At 58.8% G+C, this 15511-nt stretch carries 12 protein-coding genes and 1 tRNA gene; all 13 read right to left on the bottom strand.

The features are described 5' to 3' along the window. Positions 1–107, bottom strand: a 107-nt coding sequence (locus BTO32_RS17180) for a GTP-binding protein (RefSeq protein WP_217697040.1), incomplete at its 3' end; no start/stop codon positions are given. Positions 108–141: 34 nt separating this feature from the next. Next, complete coding sequence (gene fusA / locus BTO32_RS17175) at positions 142–2247, bottom strand: elongation factor G (RefSeq protein ID WP_076725897.1); 2106 nt, start codon at positions 2245–2247, stop codon at positions 142–144. An 18-nt stretch (positions 2248–2265) separates the two neighbouring features. Beyond that, positions 2266–2736, bottom strand: a complete 471-nt coding sequence (rpsG, locus tag BTO32_RS17170) for a 30S ribosomal protein S7 (RefSeq protein WP_076725896.1) — start codon at positions 2734–2736, stop codon at positions 2266–2268. Between the two features lie 113 nt (positions 2737–2849). Then, on the bottom strand, positions 2850–3224 hold the full coding sequence (gene rpsL / locus BTO32_RS17165) for a 30S ribosomal protein S12 (RefSeq protein ID WP_076725895.1): 375 nt from the start codon (positions 3222–3224) through the stop codon (positions 2850–2852). A gap of 162 nt (positions 3225–3386) precedes the next feature. Then, positions 3387–7601, bottom strand: coding sequence for a DNA-directed RNA polymerase subunit beta' (gene rpoC, locus BTO32_RS17160; RefSeq protein WP_076725894.1), 4215 nt, complete (start codon positions 7599–7601; stop codon positions 3387–3389). 75 nt (positions 7602–7676) lie between these two features. Continuing rightward, positions 7677–11753 (bottom strand): DNA-directed RNA polymerase subunit beta, encoded by a 4077-nt coding sequence (gene rpoB / locus BTO32_RS17155; protein ID WP_076725898.1) that lies wholly within the window; start codon positions 11751–11753, stop codon positions 7677–7679. 242 nt (positions 11754–11995) lie between these two features. Further along, on the bottom strand, positions 11996–12373 hold the full coding sequence (gene rplL, locus BTO32_RS17150) for a 50S ribosomal protein L7/L12 (RefSeq protein ID WP_076725893.1): 378 nt from the start codon (positions 12371–12373) through the stop codon (positions 11996–11998). 40 nt (positions 12374–12413) lie between these two features. Further along, entirely contained in the window at positions 12414–12944 is a 531-nt protein-coding gene (gene rplJ, locus BTO32_RS17145; protein WP_076725892.1) for a 50S ribosomal protein L10, read from the bottom strand. 220 nt (positions 12945–13164) lie between these two features. Further along, positions 13165–13863: a 50S ribosomal protein L1 gene (gene rplA, locus BTO32_RS17140; protein WP_076725891.1), complete on the bottom strand. Its 699-nt coding sequence runs from the start codon at positions 13861–13863 to the stop codon at positions 13165–13167. A gap of 1 nt (position 13864) precedes the next feature. After that, on the bottom strand, positions 13865–14296 hold the full coding sequence (rplK, locus tag BTO32_RS17135; protein ID WP_076725890.1) for a 50S ribosomal protein L11: 432 nt from the start codon (positions 14294–14296) through the stop codon (positions 13865–13867). 100 nt (positions 14297–14396) lie between these two features. After that, a complete protein-coding gene (gene nusG / locus BTO32_RS17130; RefSeq protein WP_076725889.1) occupies positions 14397–14930 on the bottom strand; it encodes a transcription termination/antitermination protein NusG in 534 nt (177 codons plus the stop codon). Between the two features lie 13 nt (positions 14931–14943). Continuing rightward, positions 14944–15312, bottom strand: coding sequence for a preprotein translocase subunit SecE (gene secE, locus BTO32_RS17125; protein WP_076725888.1), 369 nt, complete (start codon positions 15310–15312; stop codon positions 14944–14946). Positions 15313–15345: 33 nt separating this feature from the next. Continuing rightward, a tRNA-Trp gene (locus BTO32_RS17120) sits at positions 15346–15421 on the bottom strand. Positions 15422–15511 lie beyond the last annotated feature (90 nt).

The following is a 15511-nucleotide window of genomic DNA, read 5'->3' as shown; positions in this document are numbered from 1 at the left end:
CACACACGGGTCAGGGCAGCGGTCAGAGTGGTCTTACCATGGTCAACGTGACCAATGGTGCCCACGTTTACGTGCGGTTTACTACGCTCAAATTTTTCTTTAGACACGGTTACACCTCTTCCTGTTTCTCAAATCCTGGGATCAACCCTTTTTAATGATCGCTTCGGCAATGTTCGAAGGAGCTTCCATGTAGCGGGAGAACTCCATCGCGTAGGACGCCCGGCCCTGAGTTGCGGAACGCAGGTCAGTGGCGTAACCGAACATCTCCGACAACGGAACCTCGGCCCGGATGACCTTGCCCGCGGGGCTTTCATCCATACCCTGAACGACACCGCGACGGCGGTTGAGGTCACCAACCACGTCACCCATGTACTCCTCCGGCGTCACCACCTCGACCTTCATGATCGGCTCAAGAAGGGCCGGGTTCGCCTCCAGGGCCCCCTTCTTCATCGCCATGGAACCGGCGATCTTGAAGGCCATTTCGTTGGAGTCGACCTCGTGGTAGGAACCATCGTACAACGTCGCTTTGATACCCAGCAGCGGATAACCGGCCAGACAGCCGTTCTGCATCTGCTCCTCGATACCGGCCTGGACCGCAGGAATGTATTCCTTCGGCACCACACCGCCAACGATTTCGTTCACGAAGATGAAGTTCTCGCCATTCTCGTCATCCAGAGGCAGCGGCTCGAAGCGCACCTTGACGTGACCGTACTGACCACGACCACCGGACTGGCGAACAAACTTGCCTTCCACGTCTACCGCCTTACGGATGCACTCGCGATAGGCCACCTGCGGCTTGCCGATGTTGGCTTCCACTTTGAACTCGCGACGCATACGGTCAACGATGATGTCCAGGTGCAGCTCACCCATGCCGGAGATGATGGTCTGGCCAGACTCTTCGTCGGTGCGCACACGGAACGACGGGTCTTCCTGAGCCAGTTTGCCAAGGGCAACACCCATCTTCTCCTGGTCGGCCTTGGACTTGGGCTCCACCGCAACGGAAATGACCGGCTCCGGGAACTCCATCCGCTCGAGAATGATCTTGTGGCTCTCGTCGCACAGGGTGTCGCCCGTGGTCACGCTCTTCAGACCGATGGCTGCAGCGATATCCCCCGCCAGAACCTCTTTGATCTCCTGACGCTCCTTGGCGTGCATCTGAACCATCCGGCCAATGCGCTCTTTCTTCTGCTTCACGGAGTTGTAAACGGAAGCACCGCTTTCGAGCTTGCCGGAGTAAACACGGAAGAAGGTCAGGGTACCCACGAACGGGTCGGTCGCGATCTTGAAAGCCAGAGCCGCAAAGGGTGCATCATCGTCGACCGGACGGGTCTCCTCGGTGCCCTCGTCGTCCACAACGCCACGGATTGCCTTGACTTCGTCCGGCGCCGGCAGGAACTCGATCACAGCGTCCAGAACCGCCTGAACACCCTTGTTCTTGAACGCAGAACCACAGGTGGCTACCACGATCTCGTTGGCCAGGGTGCGCATCCGGAGGCCCTGCTTGATCTCATCGATGGAAAGTTCACCTTCTTCCAGGTACTTCTCCATCAGCTCTTCGTTGGCCTCGGCGGCAGCCTCAATCATCTGCTCCCGGTACATGGCCACTTCATCCGCCATGTCCGCCGGCACGTCGGTCTGCTCGTAGGTCATACCGGAATCCGCGTCGTTCCAGTAAATGGCCTTGTTACGGATCAGGTCGACCACGCCCTTGAACTCGTCCTCGGCGCCAATCGGCAGCTGGATGGGTACGCAGTTCGCACCCAGACGGTTCTTGATCTGCTCGACAACGCGCAGGAAGTTGGCGCCGGCACGGTCCATTTTGTTGACGAACACGATCCGGGGCACTTCATACTTGTTGGCCTGGCGCCAAACGGTTTCAGACTGGGGTTCTACACCGGAGGAGCCACAGAAGACCACAACGGCACCGTCCAGCACCCGCAGGGAGCGCTCAACCTCGATGGTGAAGTCCACGTGTCCCGGGGTGTCGATGATGTTGATGCGGTGTTCGGGATACTGCTGGTCCATACCCCGCCAGAAACATGTGGTTGCAGCAGAGGTAATGGTAATACCACGCTCCTGCTCCTGCTCCATCCAGTCCATGGTGGCGGCGCCATCATGAACCTCACCGATCTTGTGGGATACACCTGTATAGAACAGGACCCGCTCGGTGGTAGTGGTCTTGCCCGCATCCACGTGCGCACAAATACCAATGTTTCTGTAACGACTGATCGGAGTCTTGCGTGCCACGATATAAACCTCGGCTGTTTAGAAACGGAAGTGAGAGAAAGCCTTGTTGGCTTCCGCCATGCGGTGCACGTCTTCACGCTTCTTCACAGCGGCACCCTTGTTTTCTGCCGCGTCAAGGATTTCGCCTGCCAGACGCTGCGCCATGGATTTCTCACCGCGCTTCCTGGAAAATTCAACGAGCCAGCGCATGGCCAGCGCGTTCTGACGGGAGGGCCGCACTTCGACCGGCACCTGGTACGTAGCACCACCCACACGACGGGATTTAACCTCGACCATCGGCTGGATGTTCTCCAGGGCCTTCTCGAACATCTCGAGCGGCTCTTCCTTGGATTTTTCGGCAACAATGTCGAGCGCGCCATACACAATGCGCTCCGCAACCGATTTCTTACCGCTTTCCATCACATGGTTGATGAACTTGGCAAGACGTGCACTGCCGAATTTGGGATCGGGAATGATTTCCCGTTTAGCTGCAACTCTTCTTCTAGGCATCGATAAGCCCTTATATCAAAAAGGTCTTCAGGAACCCCTGAGATGGCAGATCGCCACTCAGCCTTACTCTTATCGTTCTGACAAGCAACGATAAAAGACACCCACCGGGAACATCAGGATTTGGGTCGTTTCGCACCATACTTGGAGCGGCCCTGCTTACGGTTCTGCACACCCTGGGTGTCCAGCGTTCCGCGAACAGTGTGGTAGCGCACACCCGGGAGGTCCTTGACACGACCGCCGCGGATCAGCACAACACTGTGCTCCTGAAGGTTGTGACCTTCACCACCAATGTAAGAGGTAACCTCGTAGCCGTTGGTCAGGCGAACACGGCACACCTTACGGAGTGCGGAGTTCGGCTTTTTCGGCGTAGTGGTGTAGACACGGGTGCACACACCACGGCGCTGAGGACAGGCCTGGAGCGCGGGAACGTCGCTCTTAGCCACCTTGCGCTTACGAGGCTTACGTACCAACTGATTAATCGTTGCCATGTAAGCAAACTCCAAAAAACCATACCAATGAAACTTACCCCCTGATCAGGGGGTAAAATTTAAGGGACGCAAGTGTAAGCCCGCGCCCCGACACAGTCAAGATGACTGTTCTCTTTTTAACCACCCCGGAGCGTCCGGCGCTCGGGGTGGTCAAATCCCGTCTCAACCTTCCCGATTGAGTTCGGCGCTCAGCGCTTCTTCCACATCCGCCGCAGTAACGCCTTGGGATTCCATCTCCCGCTTACGTCGCCGTTCGTTATGGTACGCCAAACCGGTACCGGCCGGGATCAGGCGGCCAACCACCACGTTTTCCTTCAGGCCTCGCAGGTAGTCGCGCTTGCCCGTCACCGCGCCTTCGGTCAGTACGCGGGTGGTCTCCTGGAAGGAGGCTGCAGAGATGAAGGACTCCGTCGCCAGCGAGGCCTTGGTGATCCCCAGCAGCAGACGCTCGAACTTCGCCGGCTCCTTGCCAGCGGCCTCGGCCTTCTCGTTCTCCTCCAGCACCTGGGTGATTTCCACCTGATCGCCGGACAGCAGGGAGGTGTCGCCCGGATCGGTGATTTCCACCTTGCGCAGCATCTGGCGAACGATAACCTCGATGTGTTTATCGTTGATGACAACACCTTGCAGGCGATACACGTCCTGGATCTCGTTGGTGATGTACTTGGCCAGCTCCACCACACCCAGCAGACGCAGAATGTCGTGCGGGTTGGACGGACCGTCGGAAATCACCTCACCCTTCTCAACGGTTTCACCTTCGAACACGTTGAGCTGCCGGTGCTTGGGAATCAGCACTTCGTACGGGTCGCCATCCTTCGGCGTAATCACCAGCCGGCGCTTGCCCTTGGTTTCCTTGCCGAAGGACACGACGCCGGAGATTTCTGCCAGAATCGCAGACTCTTTCGGACGACGCGCCTCGAACAGGTCGGCGACACGCGGCAGACCCCCGGTGATGTCGCGGGTCTTCGAGCTTTCCTGCGGAATACGGGCAACCACATCACCCGGCTCCACCTTCGCACCATTGGCCATGGTCACCAGGGCGTTGGCGGGCAGGAAGTAAATCGCCGTGGCGCCACCCGGCAACTCGACATCGTTGCCGGCCTCGTCCACCAGCTGAATGGCGGGACGAATGTCCTTGCCCGCCGCCGGGCGATCCTTCGGATCGATGACTTCCATGGTGGACAGACCGGTCAGCTCGTCGGCCTGGGTCCGGACGGTGATGCCCTGCTCCATGTTGACGAACTTGGCAACACCTTCGGCTTCGGCAATGATCGGGTGGGTATGGGGATCCCACTTCGCCACCACGACTCCGGCCTCGACCGAATCGCCGTTTTTCACGGACAGCACCGCACCATACGGCAGCTTGTACCATTCACGCTCACGGCCCTGATCGTCCGCAATCGCCAGCGCGGATGAACGGGAAACCACGACCAGCGACCCGTCGCGCTTCTCGATGGACTTGAGGTTGTGCAGGCGTACGGTACCACCATGCTTGACCTGGATGTTATCCACCGCGGAGGCCCGGCTTGCGGCACCCCCGATGTGGAAGGTCCGCATGGTCAACTGGGTACCAGGCTCACCGATGGACTGCGCCGCAATCACGCCCACGGCTTCGCCCACGTTGACTTGATGGCCGCGGGCCAGGTCACGGCCGTAACACTTCGAGCAGATGCCGTACCGGGTTTCACAGGTAATGGCGGAACGGACCCAGACCTCGTCCACACCGGCCCGCTCGATCATCTCGACGGTTTTCTCGTCCAGCAGCGTACCCGCCGGAACCACGGCGTTTTCTTTGTCGGTCGGGGTGAACACGTCACGCGCAGTCACCCGGCCCAGCACCCGATCGCCCAGGGGCACGACCACGTCGCCACCCTCGATGTGCGGCGTCATCAGCAGACCTTCACTGGTGCCGCAGTCCTCTTCGGTGACCACCAAGTCCTGAGCCACGTCGACCAGACGACGGGTCAGGTAACCGGAGTTCGCCGTCTTCAACGCGGTGTCAGCCAGACCCTTCCGGGCACCGTGGGTCGAGATGAAGTACTGCAGTACGTTCAGACCCTCACGGAAGTTCGCGGTAATCGGCGTTTCAATGATCGAGCCATCCGGCTTGGCCATCAGCCCCCGCATACCCGCCAGCTGACGGATCTGGGCGGCGGAACCCCGGGCACCGGAGTCGGCCATCATGTACACAGAGTTGAATGACTCCTGCATCAGGTCCTCGCCGTTCTCGTCCTTCACCGGCTGGCCGTCCGGACCGATCACCTTCTCTTTCGACAGCCGCTCCATCATGGCCTTGGAGACCTTGTCGTTGGCGCGGGACCAAATATCGATCACCTTGTTGTACTTCTCACCCTGGGTCAGCAGACCGGATGCGTACTGGTTCTCGATGTCCTTCACTTCCTGGGAGGCCGCCTCGACCAGTTCGTATTTCTCCGGCGGGATCTCAAAGTCATTGAAGCCGATGGAAATACCGGAACGGGTGGCGTAGTGGTAACCCATATACATCAACTGGTCCGCGAAGATGACGGTTTCCTTGAGACCGGCATCCCGGTAGCAGACGTTGATCAGGTTAGAGATCGCCTTCTTGACCATCGGCTTGTTGACGAGCTCGAACGGCAGGCCGTCAGGCACGATGTCAAACAGCAGAGCCCGACCCACGGTGGTGTCCACGACGGAGACGCGCTCGGTCTTCTCGCCGTCCTCGCCCTTGAGGACTTCGCGAATACGCACCTTTACCTTGGCCTGCAGATCCACCTTGCCGGAACCGTAGGCGCGCTGAACCTCGGCGATGTCAGCGAACACCATGCCTTCACCCCGGGCAGTGGCACGCTCGCGGGTCATGTAATATAGGCCGAGAACCACGTCCTGGGACGGCACGATGATCGGCTCGCCGTTCGCCGGGGACAGGACGTTGTTGGTGGACATCATCAGTGCCCGGGCCTCGAGCTGCGCTTCCAGGGTCAACGGCACGTGCACAGCCATCTGGTCGCCGTCGAAGTCGGCGTTGTAAGCGGCACACACCAGCGGGTGCAGCTGGATCGCCTTACCTTCAATCAGTACCGGCTCGAACGCCTGGATACCCAGACGGTGCAAGGTCGGTGCCCGGTTCAGCATGATCGGATGCTCACGGATGACTTCATCCAGAATATCCCAGACCACGCCTTCCTCACGCTCCACCATTTTCTTGGCGGCCTTGATCGTGGTTGCCAGGCCACGGTGCTCGAGTTTGGAGAAGATGAACGGCTTGAAGAGCTCCAGTGCCATCTTCTTCGGCAGACCGCACTGGTGCAGGCGCAGGTACGGCCCGACCACGATCACGGAGCGACCGGAGTAATCGACCCGCTTACCGAGCAGGTTCTGACGGAAGCGGCCCTGTTTACCTTTGATCATGTCGGCCAGGGATTTGAGCGGACGCTTGTTGGTGCCGGTAATGGCGCGACCACGGCGGCCGTTGTCCAACAGGGCATCCACGGCCTCCTGCAGCATCCGCTTCTCGTTGCGGACGATGATGTCCGGCGCGTTCAGCTCCAGCAGCCGCTTGAGACGGTTGTTCCGGTTGATGACGCGACGATAAAGATCGTTCAGGTCAGAAGTCGCGAAACGGCCACCATCCAGCGGCACCAACGGCCGCAGGTCCGGCGGCAACACCGGCAGCACGGTCATGATCATGTCGCCGGGACGGTTGCCGGAATGCAGGAACGCCTCGAGAATCTTCAGGCGCTTGCTCAGTTTCTTGATCTTGGTTTCGGAGTTGGTCTGCGGAATCTCCTCGCGCAGGGCATCAACTTCGGCCTGGAGGTCAATACGCTCCAGCAGTTCCTTGATCGCTTCGGCCCCCATACGGGCATCGAATTCGTCGCCGAACTCTTCCAGCGCCTCATAGTACTGCTCGTCGTTCAGCAGCTGCCCCTTCTCCAGCGTGGTCATGCCCGGATCGATCACGATGAAGGACTCGAAATAGAGTACCCGTTCGATGTCACGCAGGGTCATGTCCAGCATCAGGCCGATACGGGACGGCAGGGATTTCAGGAACCAGATATGGGCAACCGGGCTCGCCAGCTCGATATGGCCCATGCGCTCCCGGCGCACGCTGGCCAGGGCAACCTCGACGCCACACTTCTCGCAGATCACACCGCGGTGCTTGAGGCGCTTGTACTTGCCGCACAGACACTCGTAGTCCTTGATCGGACCGAAAATTTTGGCACAGAAAAGACCGTCACGCTCCGGTTTGAAGGTACGGTAGTTGATGGTCTCGGGCTTCTTCACCTCGCCGTAGGACCAGGAGCGAATCATGTCGGGGGACGCAAGGCCGATACGAATGGAATCGAACTCCTTGCTTTGATTCTGGCTCTTGAGAAGATTCAGCAAATCTTTCATCAGTAAAAGCTCCGGATGGCGTTAATCTCGGGCGGACACCGCAGTGCCCGCTCACGCTGCCAAAAACAATTCGGCTTACTCAGACTCCAGCTCAATGTCGATGCCCAGCGAGCGGATTTCCTTGACAAGAACATTGAAAGATTCGGGCATGCCCGGCTCCATCCGATGGTCGCCATCGACAATGTTCTTGTACATCTTGGTCCGACCGTTGACGTCGTCAGACTTGACAGTGAGCATCTCCTGAAGAGTGTAGGCGGCGCCGTAGGCTTCCAGGGCCCAGACCTCCATCTCACCGAAGCGCTGACCACCGAACTGAGCCTTACCGCCCAGCGGCTGCTGGGTAACAAGGCTATAGGAGCCCGTGGAACGCGCGTGCATCTTGTCGTCCACCAGGTGGTTCAGCTTCAGCATGTACATGTAACCAACGGTTACCGGACGGTCAAACGGGTCGCCGGTACGGCCGTCGTACAGCCTGATCTGGCCGCTGGTATCCATGTCCGCCAGCTCCAGCATGTGCTTGACCTCGGCTTCCTTGGCACCATCGAAGACCGGAGTCGCCATCGGCACACCGTTGCGCAGGTTGTTGCACAGCTCCAGGATCTCCGCGTCACTCAGGGAATCGAGGTCCTCCTTGAAGACTTCGTCCGAGTGGTTGTAGATCTTGTCCAGAAGCTCGCGCAGTTCAGCCACCTTGCGCTGCTCGTCCAGCATCCGGCCGATTTTCTCGCCCAGACCCTTAGCCGCGGCCCCCAGGTGGGTCTCCAGAACCTGCCCGACGTTCATACGGGACGGAACACCCAGCGGGTTCAGCACGATGTCGACCGGGTTGCCGTTTTCATCATACGGCATGTCCTCGACCGGCATCACCGCCGAGATAACACCCTTGTTACCGTGACGGCCAGCCATCTTGTCACCCGGCTGAATCCGACGCTTGATCGCCAGATACACCTTGACGATCTTAAGCACGCCCGGCGCCAAGTCGTCGCCCTGCTGCAGCTTCGCTTTCTTGTCCTCGAAGCGCGCCTCGTGTTCCTTCTTACGGTCCTCCAGGGCCTGCTCGGATTTTTCCAGCAGCTCGTTGAGAGCTTCCTCTTTCATCCGCAGCTTGAACCAGTCGGCCCGCGGCAGCTCGGCCAGGTAGCTCTCTTCCAGCACCGCGCCTTTTTTCAGACCCGGCCCGCTGATCACTTCCTGCCCCTTCAGAGCCGCCATCAGACGTTCGAACGTCGCGCCTTCAACGATGCGATATTCGTCCTTCAGGTCCTTACGGTACTTGTCCAGCTGTTCCTTCTCGATCGCCAGGGCACGCTGGTCCTTCTCAATACCATCACGGGTAAACACCTGCACGTCGATGACGGTACCTCGGGTCCCGGTCGGCACCCGCGCGGACGTATCCTTCACGTCGGACGCTTTCTCGCCGAAGATCGCCCTCAGCAGTTTTTCTTCCGGCGTCAGCTGAGTCTCGCCTTTCGGCGTGACCTTGCCGACCAGAATGTCACCCGGCCCCACTTCGGCGCCGATGTACACGATACCGGACTCATCCAGCTTCGCCAGGGCACTCTCGCCCACGTTCGGGATATCGGCGGTGATTTCCTCGCTGCCGAGCTTGGTGTCCCGCGCCACACAGGTCAGTTCCTGAATGTGGATGGTGGTCAAGCGGTCTTCCTGAACCACCTTCTCGGAGATCAGGATGGAGTCCTCGAAGTTATAACCGTTCCAGGGCATGAAGGCGATGCGCATGTTCTGCCCCAGCGCCAGCTCGCCCAAGTCGACGGACGGGCCGTCGGCCAATACGTCTCCGCGCGCGACCACATCCCCCTGGCGCACGATCGGGCGCTGGTTGATGCAGGTGTTCTGGTTCGAGCGGGTGTACTTGGTGAGGTTGTAGATATCCACACCCGCATCACCCGCCTCGGTTTCCGCGTCATTGACCCGGACCACGATCCGCGCGGCATCGACACTCTCGATAACGCCACCGCGACGAGCGCGCACGCACACGCCGGAGTCCTGTGCGACGATACGCTCGACGCCGGTTCCCACCAGGGGCACCTGGGATTTCAGAGTCGGTACCGCCTGACGCTGCATGTTGGCCCCCATCAGGGCCCGGTTGGCGTCGTCGTGCTCCAGGAACGGGATCAGGGACGCCGCCACGGACACCACCTGACGCGGAGACACGTCCATGAAGTTGACGGCCTCAGGCGGCGCCACGGTGAACTCGTTCTGATGGCGCACGGTGACCAGTTCATCGGTCAGTCGCATGTTCTCGTCGGTCGCGGCACTGGCCTGGGCGATGACGTAGTTGCTTTCCTCGATCGCCGACAGGTACACCACCTCGTCAGTGACCACGCCGTCTACGACCTTCCGATAGGGGCTTTCCAGGAACCCATACGAGTTGGCCCGGGCATAGGTCGCCAGAGAGTTGATCAGACCGATGTTCGGACCTTCCGGTGTTTCGATCGGGCACACCCGGCCGTAATGGGTCGGGTGCACGTCGCGCACTTCGAAGCCAGCACGTTCACGGGTCAGGCCACCCGGCCCCAACGCGGAGATGCGGCGCTTGTGCGTCACTTCGGACAACGGGTTGTTCTGGTCCATGAACTGGGACAGCTGGCTGGAACCGAAGAATTCTTTCACCGCCGCCGCGACCGGCTTGGCGTTGATCAGATCCTGCGGCATCAGGCCTTCGCTCTCGGCCAGGCTCAGACGCTCGCGCACTGCGCGCTCGACCCGCACCAGACCCACGCGGAACTGGTTTTCGGCCATTTCGCCAACACAGCGCACACGCCGGTTGCCCAGGTTGTCGATGTCGTCGACGTTACCCTTGCCGTTGCGGATGTCGATCAGCGTCTTGAGGACGTCAATGATGTCCTCATGGGTCAGGGTACCCTCGCCGGTGCTTTCTTCACGCCCCAGGCGGCGGTTGAGCTTCATCCGGCCCACGGCGGAGAGGTCATAGCGTTCGTCGGAGAAGAACAGGTTGTTGAACAGGTTCTCCGCAGACTCCTTGGTGGGCGGCTCGCCCGGGCGCATCATCCGGTAGATCTCGACCAGCGCCTCAAGCTGGGTCCGAGTCGGATCGATACGCAGGGTATCCGACATGAACGGACCACAATCCAGGTCGTTGGTGTAGAGCGTTTCGATTTCCTTGACGCCGGCGGCCAGGATCTTTTTGATGATCTCTTCGGTCAGCTCGGTGTTGCACTCCACCAGCACCTCGCCGGTGGACTGGTCGACCATGTCCTTGGCCAGGACACGGCCATACAGGTATTCGGTCGGCACCTCGAGTTCGGTGATGCCCGCTTTTTCGAGCTGCTTAATATGACGCGCGGTGATCCGTCGACCTTCCTCGACGATCACATTGCCGTCCTGATCCTTGATGTCAAAGGTCGCGATGTCGCCGCGCAGACGGCTCGGCACCAGCTCCAGCTTGCAGGTTTCTTCACCCAGCGTGAATTTGCTGGTGTCGAAGAACATCTCCAGCATTTGCTCAGAGGTGTAGCCCAACGCGCGCAGCAGGATGGACGCCGGCAGCTTACGGCGGCGGTCGATACGCACGAAAACGCAATCTTTCGGATCGAACTCGAAGTCAAGCCAGGAACCACGGTAAGGAATCACCCGGGCGGAATACAACAGCTTGCCGGACGAATGGGTCTTGCCCTTGTCGTGGTCGAAGAAGACACCCGGGGAACGGTGAAGCTGGGAAACGATGACACGTTCGGTACCGTTGACGATGAAGGTACCGTTCTCCGTCATCAGAGGCATTTCGCCCATGTAGACTTCTTGCTCTTTGATGTCCTTGATCGCCTTGTTGGACGATTCCTTGTCATAGATGATCAGACGGACCTTGACGCGCAGCGGCGCTGCGTAGGTTACGCCCCTCAGCTGACACTCTTTGACGTCGAACACCGGCTCGCCGATACGGTAGCTCACATACTCGAGCGCGGCGTTGCCAGAGTAACTGACAATCGGGAATACGGATTTGAAGGCGGCATGAAGACCGATTTCCCGGCGGTCTTCGGGAGCGGCATCCATTTGCAGGAAGTCCCGGAACGAATCCAGCTGAATCGACAGCAAATAGGGGACATCCATCACGGAAGGCAATTTGCTAAAGTCTTTGCGAATCCGCTTTTTCTCAGTATAGGAGTAAGTCATCTGCATTCCCCAGCTTTAGACCTGATACCTGGTATCAAGAAGCAAACTTTGTTCTGCTTCGGGGCCGAATTGCTCGGCATAACGCGCCGTCTTGAACAAGACTCTGGCCGTAGGTTATAGATCTGACATCAACCTGCAATTGCACACCAGACTCTATAGCATATACAACAGAAAAAGGCCGGTGGCGCTAAGCCACCAGCCCGGCCCATGCTTATCGCATGGCGTCGATCAACAGCCGACTCTTACTTGAGCTCAACAGAAGCGCCTGCTTCCTCGAGCTTCTTCTTGGCGGCTTCAGCCTCGTCCTTGGAAGCAGCTTCTTTGACGGTAGACGGAGCACCGTCAACCATTTCTTTCGCTTCCTTCAGGCCCAGGCCAGTCAGCTCGCGAACCGCCTTGATGACGTTCACTTTCTTGTCGCCCGCAGCGGTCAGAACCACGTCGAACTCGGTTTTCTCTTCCGCAGCAGCAGCTTCACCGCCTGCGGCAACCGGAGCGGCAGCAACGGCAGCAGCGGCAGAAACACCGAACTTCTCTTCCATCGCTTCAACGAGCTCAACCACTTCCATAACGCTCATTTCAGCAATTGCATTCAAAATATCGTCTTTAGACAGAGCCATGACTTTCTCCCGAAAATGTAAAAAATGGTGTTCAACAGAATCAAGCAGCGTCGCGCTTCTGGTCGCGGACTGCAGCTACGACACGCGTTACCCGACCCGGAATATCGTTCAGGCTGCGTACGAGCTTGGTGACTGGTGCCTTGGTAACCACGGCCAGCATGGTCAACGCTTCGTGCAGCGTCGGCAGCTTGGCAAGGCGGTCGATCTGTTCCGGACCCATCAGCTCACCGCCGACGGCCAGGCCCTTGATCTCAAACGCCTCGTTCTCCTTGGCAAAATCCTTCAGCAGGCGAGCCGCCGCGCCGGGATCTTCCATAGAGAACGCCAGGATGGTCGGGCCGACCAGCGCTTCTTCGATGCACTCGAACTCGGTGCCTTTAATGGCGATCTTGGCCAAGTTGTTACGAACAACCTTCAGACGCACATTTTCAGCTCGAGCCTTGGCACGAAGCGTCGTCATGTCACCGGAGGTGACACCACGATAGTCAGCCAAAACCACAGACAGAGCAGCACCAGCAGTCTCGTTGACTTCAGCGACGATCGCTTTCTTGTCTTCGAGTCTAATTGCCACTGGTTTTCTCCTCGATTTCGCCGGCAGGGTGCCGGCAAACCCATCATTGCCCTTACGGGCGCCTTAACGGTGTTTGGGTTCAGAGAGAACGTCTTCACACCGTCTGCGCAGGCGTTGCTTTAACCCGTATGGCCCTTCCGACGGGAAGGGCCTCGGGGGCCTGCGGTCTTTGACAGCCTTGGCTTCCGCCTAGACTACAAAGCAACTACCGATCAGAGACTCAGATGTTCAGGGAGCTTTGATCGATAGTCAGGCCAGGTCCCATCGTGGACGAAAGGGTGATCTTCTTCAGGTACACACCTTTCGCCGACGCGGGCTTGGCTTTTTTCAGATCCGCCACCAGAGCCTCCAGGTTTTCCTTGATGCTCTGAGCGGAGAACTCCACATTACCCAGCGGGGCGTGGATGATACCGTTCTTGTCGGTACGGTAGCGCACCTGACCGGCCTTGGCATTCTTGACCGCGGTTTCAACATCCGGAGTCACGGTGCCAACTTTCGGGTTCGGCATCAGGCCGCGCGGCCCCAGGATTTGGCCCAACTGACCCACGACGCGCATGGCATCCGGGGTTGCGATGACCACGTCGAAGTCGAGGTTGCCTTTCTTAACTTCCTCAGCCAGGTCTTCCATGCCAACCACGTCAGCGCCGGCTGCTGCAGCTTTTTCCGCGTTGGCACCTTGGGTGAACACGGCCACGCGAACGCTCTTGCCGGTACCGTGAGGCAGCACGGTGCTGCTCCGGACCACTTGATCGGATTTACGCGCGTCCACACCCAGGTTGATGGCGACATCAACGGACTCCTTGAACTTGACGCTCTGGCCCAGTTCGCTCAGAAGGGCAACGGCCTCTTCCACGGAGTAGGCACGGGTGGAGTCCACCTTTTCACGAATCAGCTTTTGACGCTTGCTCAGCTTTGCCATGTTAGAGGCCCTCCACGTTCAGGCCCATGCTGCGGGCAGTTCCGGCGATGGTGCGAACCGCCGCTTCCAAATCGGCAGCGGTCAGGTCCGGTTCCTTGGTCTTCGCGATCTCTTCCAGCTGCTCGCGGGTCACGGTACCGACCTTCTCGGTATTCGGACGGCCAGAACCGCTCTTGATGCCGGCAGCCTTCTTCAGCAGAACAGACGCAGGCGGCGTCTTGGTGACGAAGGTGAAGCTGCGGTCGCTGTAGACGGTGATGACGGTCGGAATCGGCAGACCCGGTTCCATGCCCTGGGTCTTGGCGTTGAACGCCTTGCAGAATTCCATGATGTTAACACCACGCTGACCCAGTGCCGGACCAACGGGGGGACTCGGGTTGGCCTGACCGGCAGCAACCTGAAGCTTGATATAGGCTTCAATTTTCTTTGCCATGGGTTTTCTCCTGTGGGTTCCAGCGCCTTTCGGCTCCCCTTTTCAGACACAAAAAGCCCGCGTCGCCTCGGCGCGCGAGCTTCCCTGATGAAGCGACTGATCAGTCTTTTTCGACTTGTCCGAACTCCAGCTCCACCGGAGTTGAACGACCAAAAATCAGAACAGCCACCTTGACCCGACTTTTGTCGTAGTCAACTTCCTCAACCACGCCATTGAAGTCGGCAAACGGCCCTTCAATGACGCGCACAATTTCACCCGGCTCGAACAGAGTCTTCGGTTTCGGCTTGTCGGCACCACTCTCGACGCGACGCAGGATGGCCTCGGCCTCCTTGTCGGAGATCGGAGCCGGCTTATCCTTAGTGCCGCCGATAAAGCCCAAAACCCGGGGCGTATTTTTTACAAGGTGCCAGGTTGCATCGTCCATTTCCATCTGAACGAGTACGTACCCGGGATAGAATTTACGCTCACTCTTGCGCTTCTTACCGTCGCGCATTTCGACAACTTCCTCGGTCGGAACGAGAATTTCGCCGAACTTGTCTTCCATGCCATTGAGCGCCACGCGCTCCTTCAGAGTGCGCATCACATGCTTCTCGAAGCCAGAATACGCATGTACGACGTACCAGCGCTTAGCCATTGCCCACTCCCGTTTAACCGATAAACCCGGCGACCAGCCAGCTGATCAGCGAATCCATGCCCCACAGAATCAAGGCGACAACCAGCACAAACACTACGACGATCATCGTGGTCTGCACGAGCTCCGGCCTGGTGGGCCACACGACTTTCCGGATTTCGACCCGTGCTTCCTTGAGCAAGGTCGCGAAACGACGGCCGCGCTCAGTCTGCAAAGCCACCCAGGCCGCCACAACGCCAAGACCTACGAGAGCCAGCACGCGATACAGCAGAGACTCGGCACTGAAATACTGATTACCGACAACACCTACGGCAACCAGAACAAAAACAACCAGCCATTTCAACGCATCGAAACGGCTGGTCGACTGAACGGCTTTTGACTCCATAGGAATCAACTTATGTATCCGGATGTTTAAAAATGGCAGGCCAGGAGGGAATCGAACCCCCAACCTGCGGTTTTGGAGACCGCTGCTCTGCCAATTGAGCTACTGGCCTGCACCGAAAACTCAGCGCAACAACAAATGAGTAACCCTTACGGGTTACTCAATAACCTTGGAGACCACGCCGGCACCCACGGTACGGCCA

It is taken from the genome of Marinobacter lutaoensis, assembly GCF_001981305.1.
Classification (GTDB): Bacteria; Pseudomonadota; Gammaproteobacteria; order Pseudomonadales; family Oleiphilaceae; genus Marinobacter; species Marinobacter lutaoensis.
Note: the sequence above shows the minus strand (reverse complement) of the source record. Positions and strands in the feature narration are given on the sequence as shown.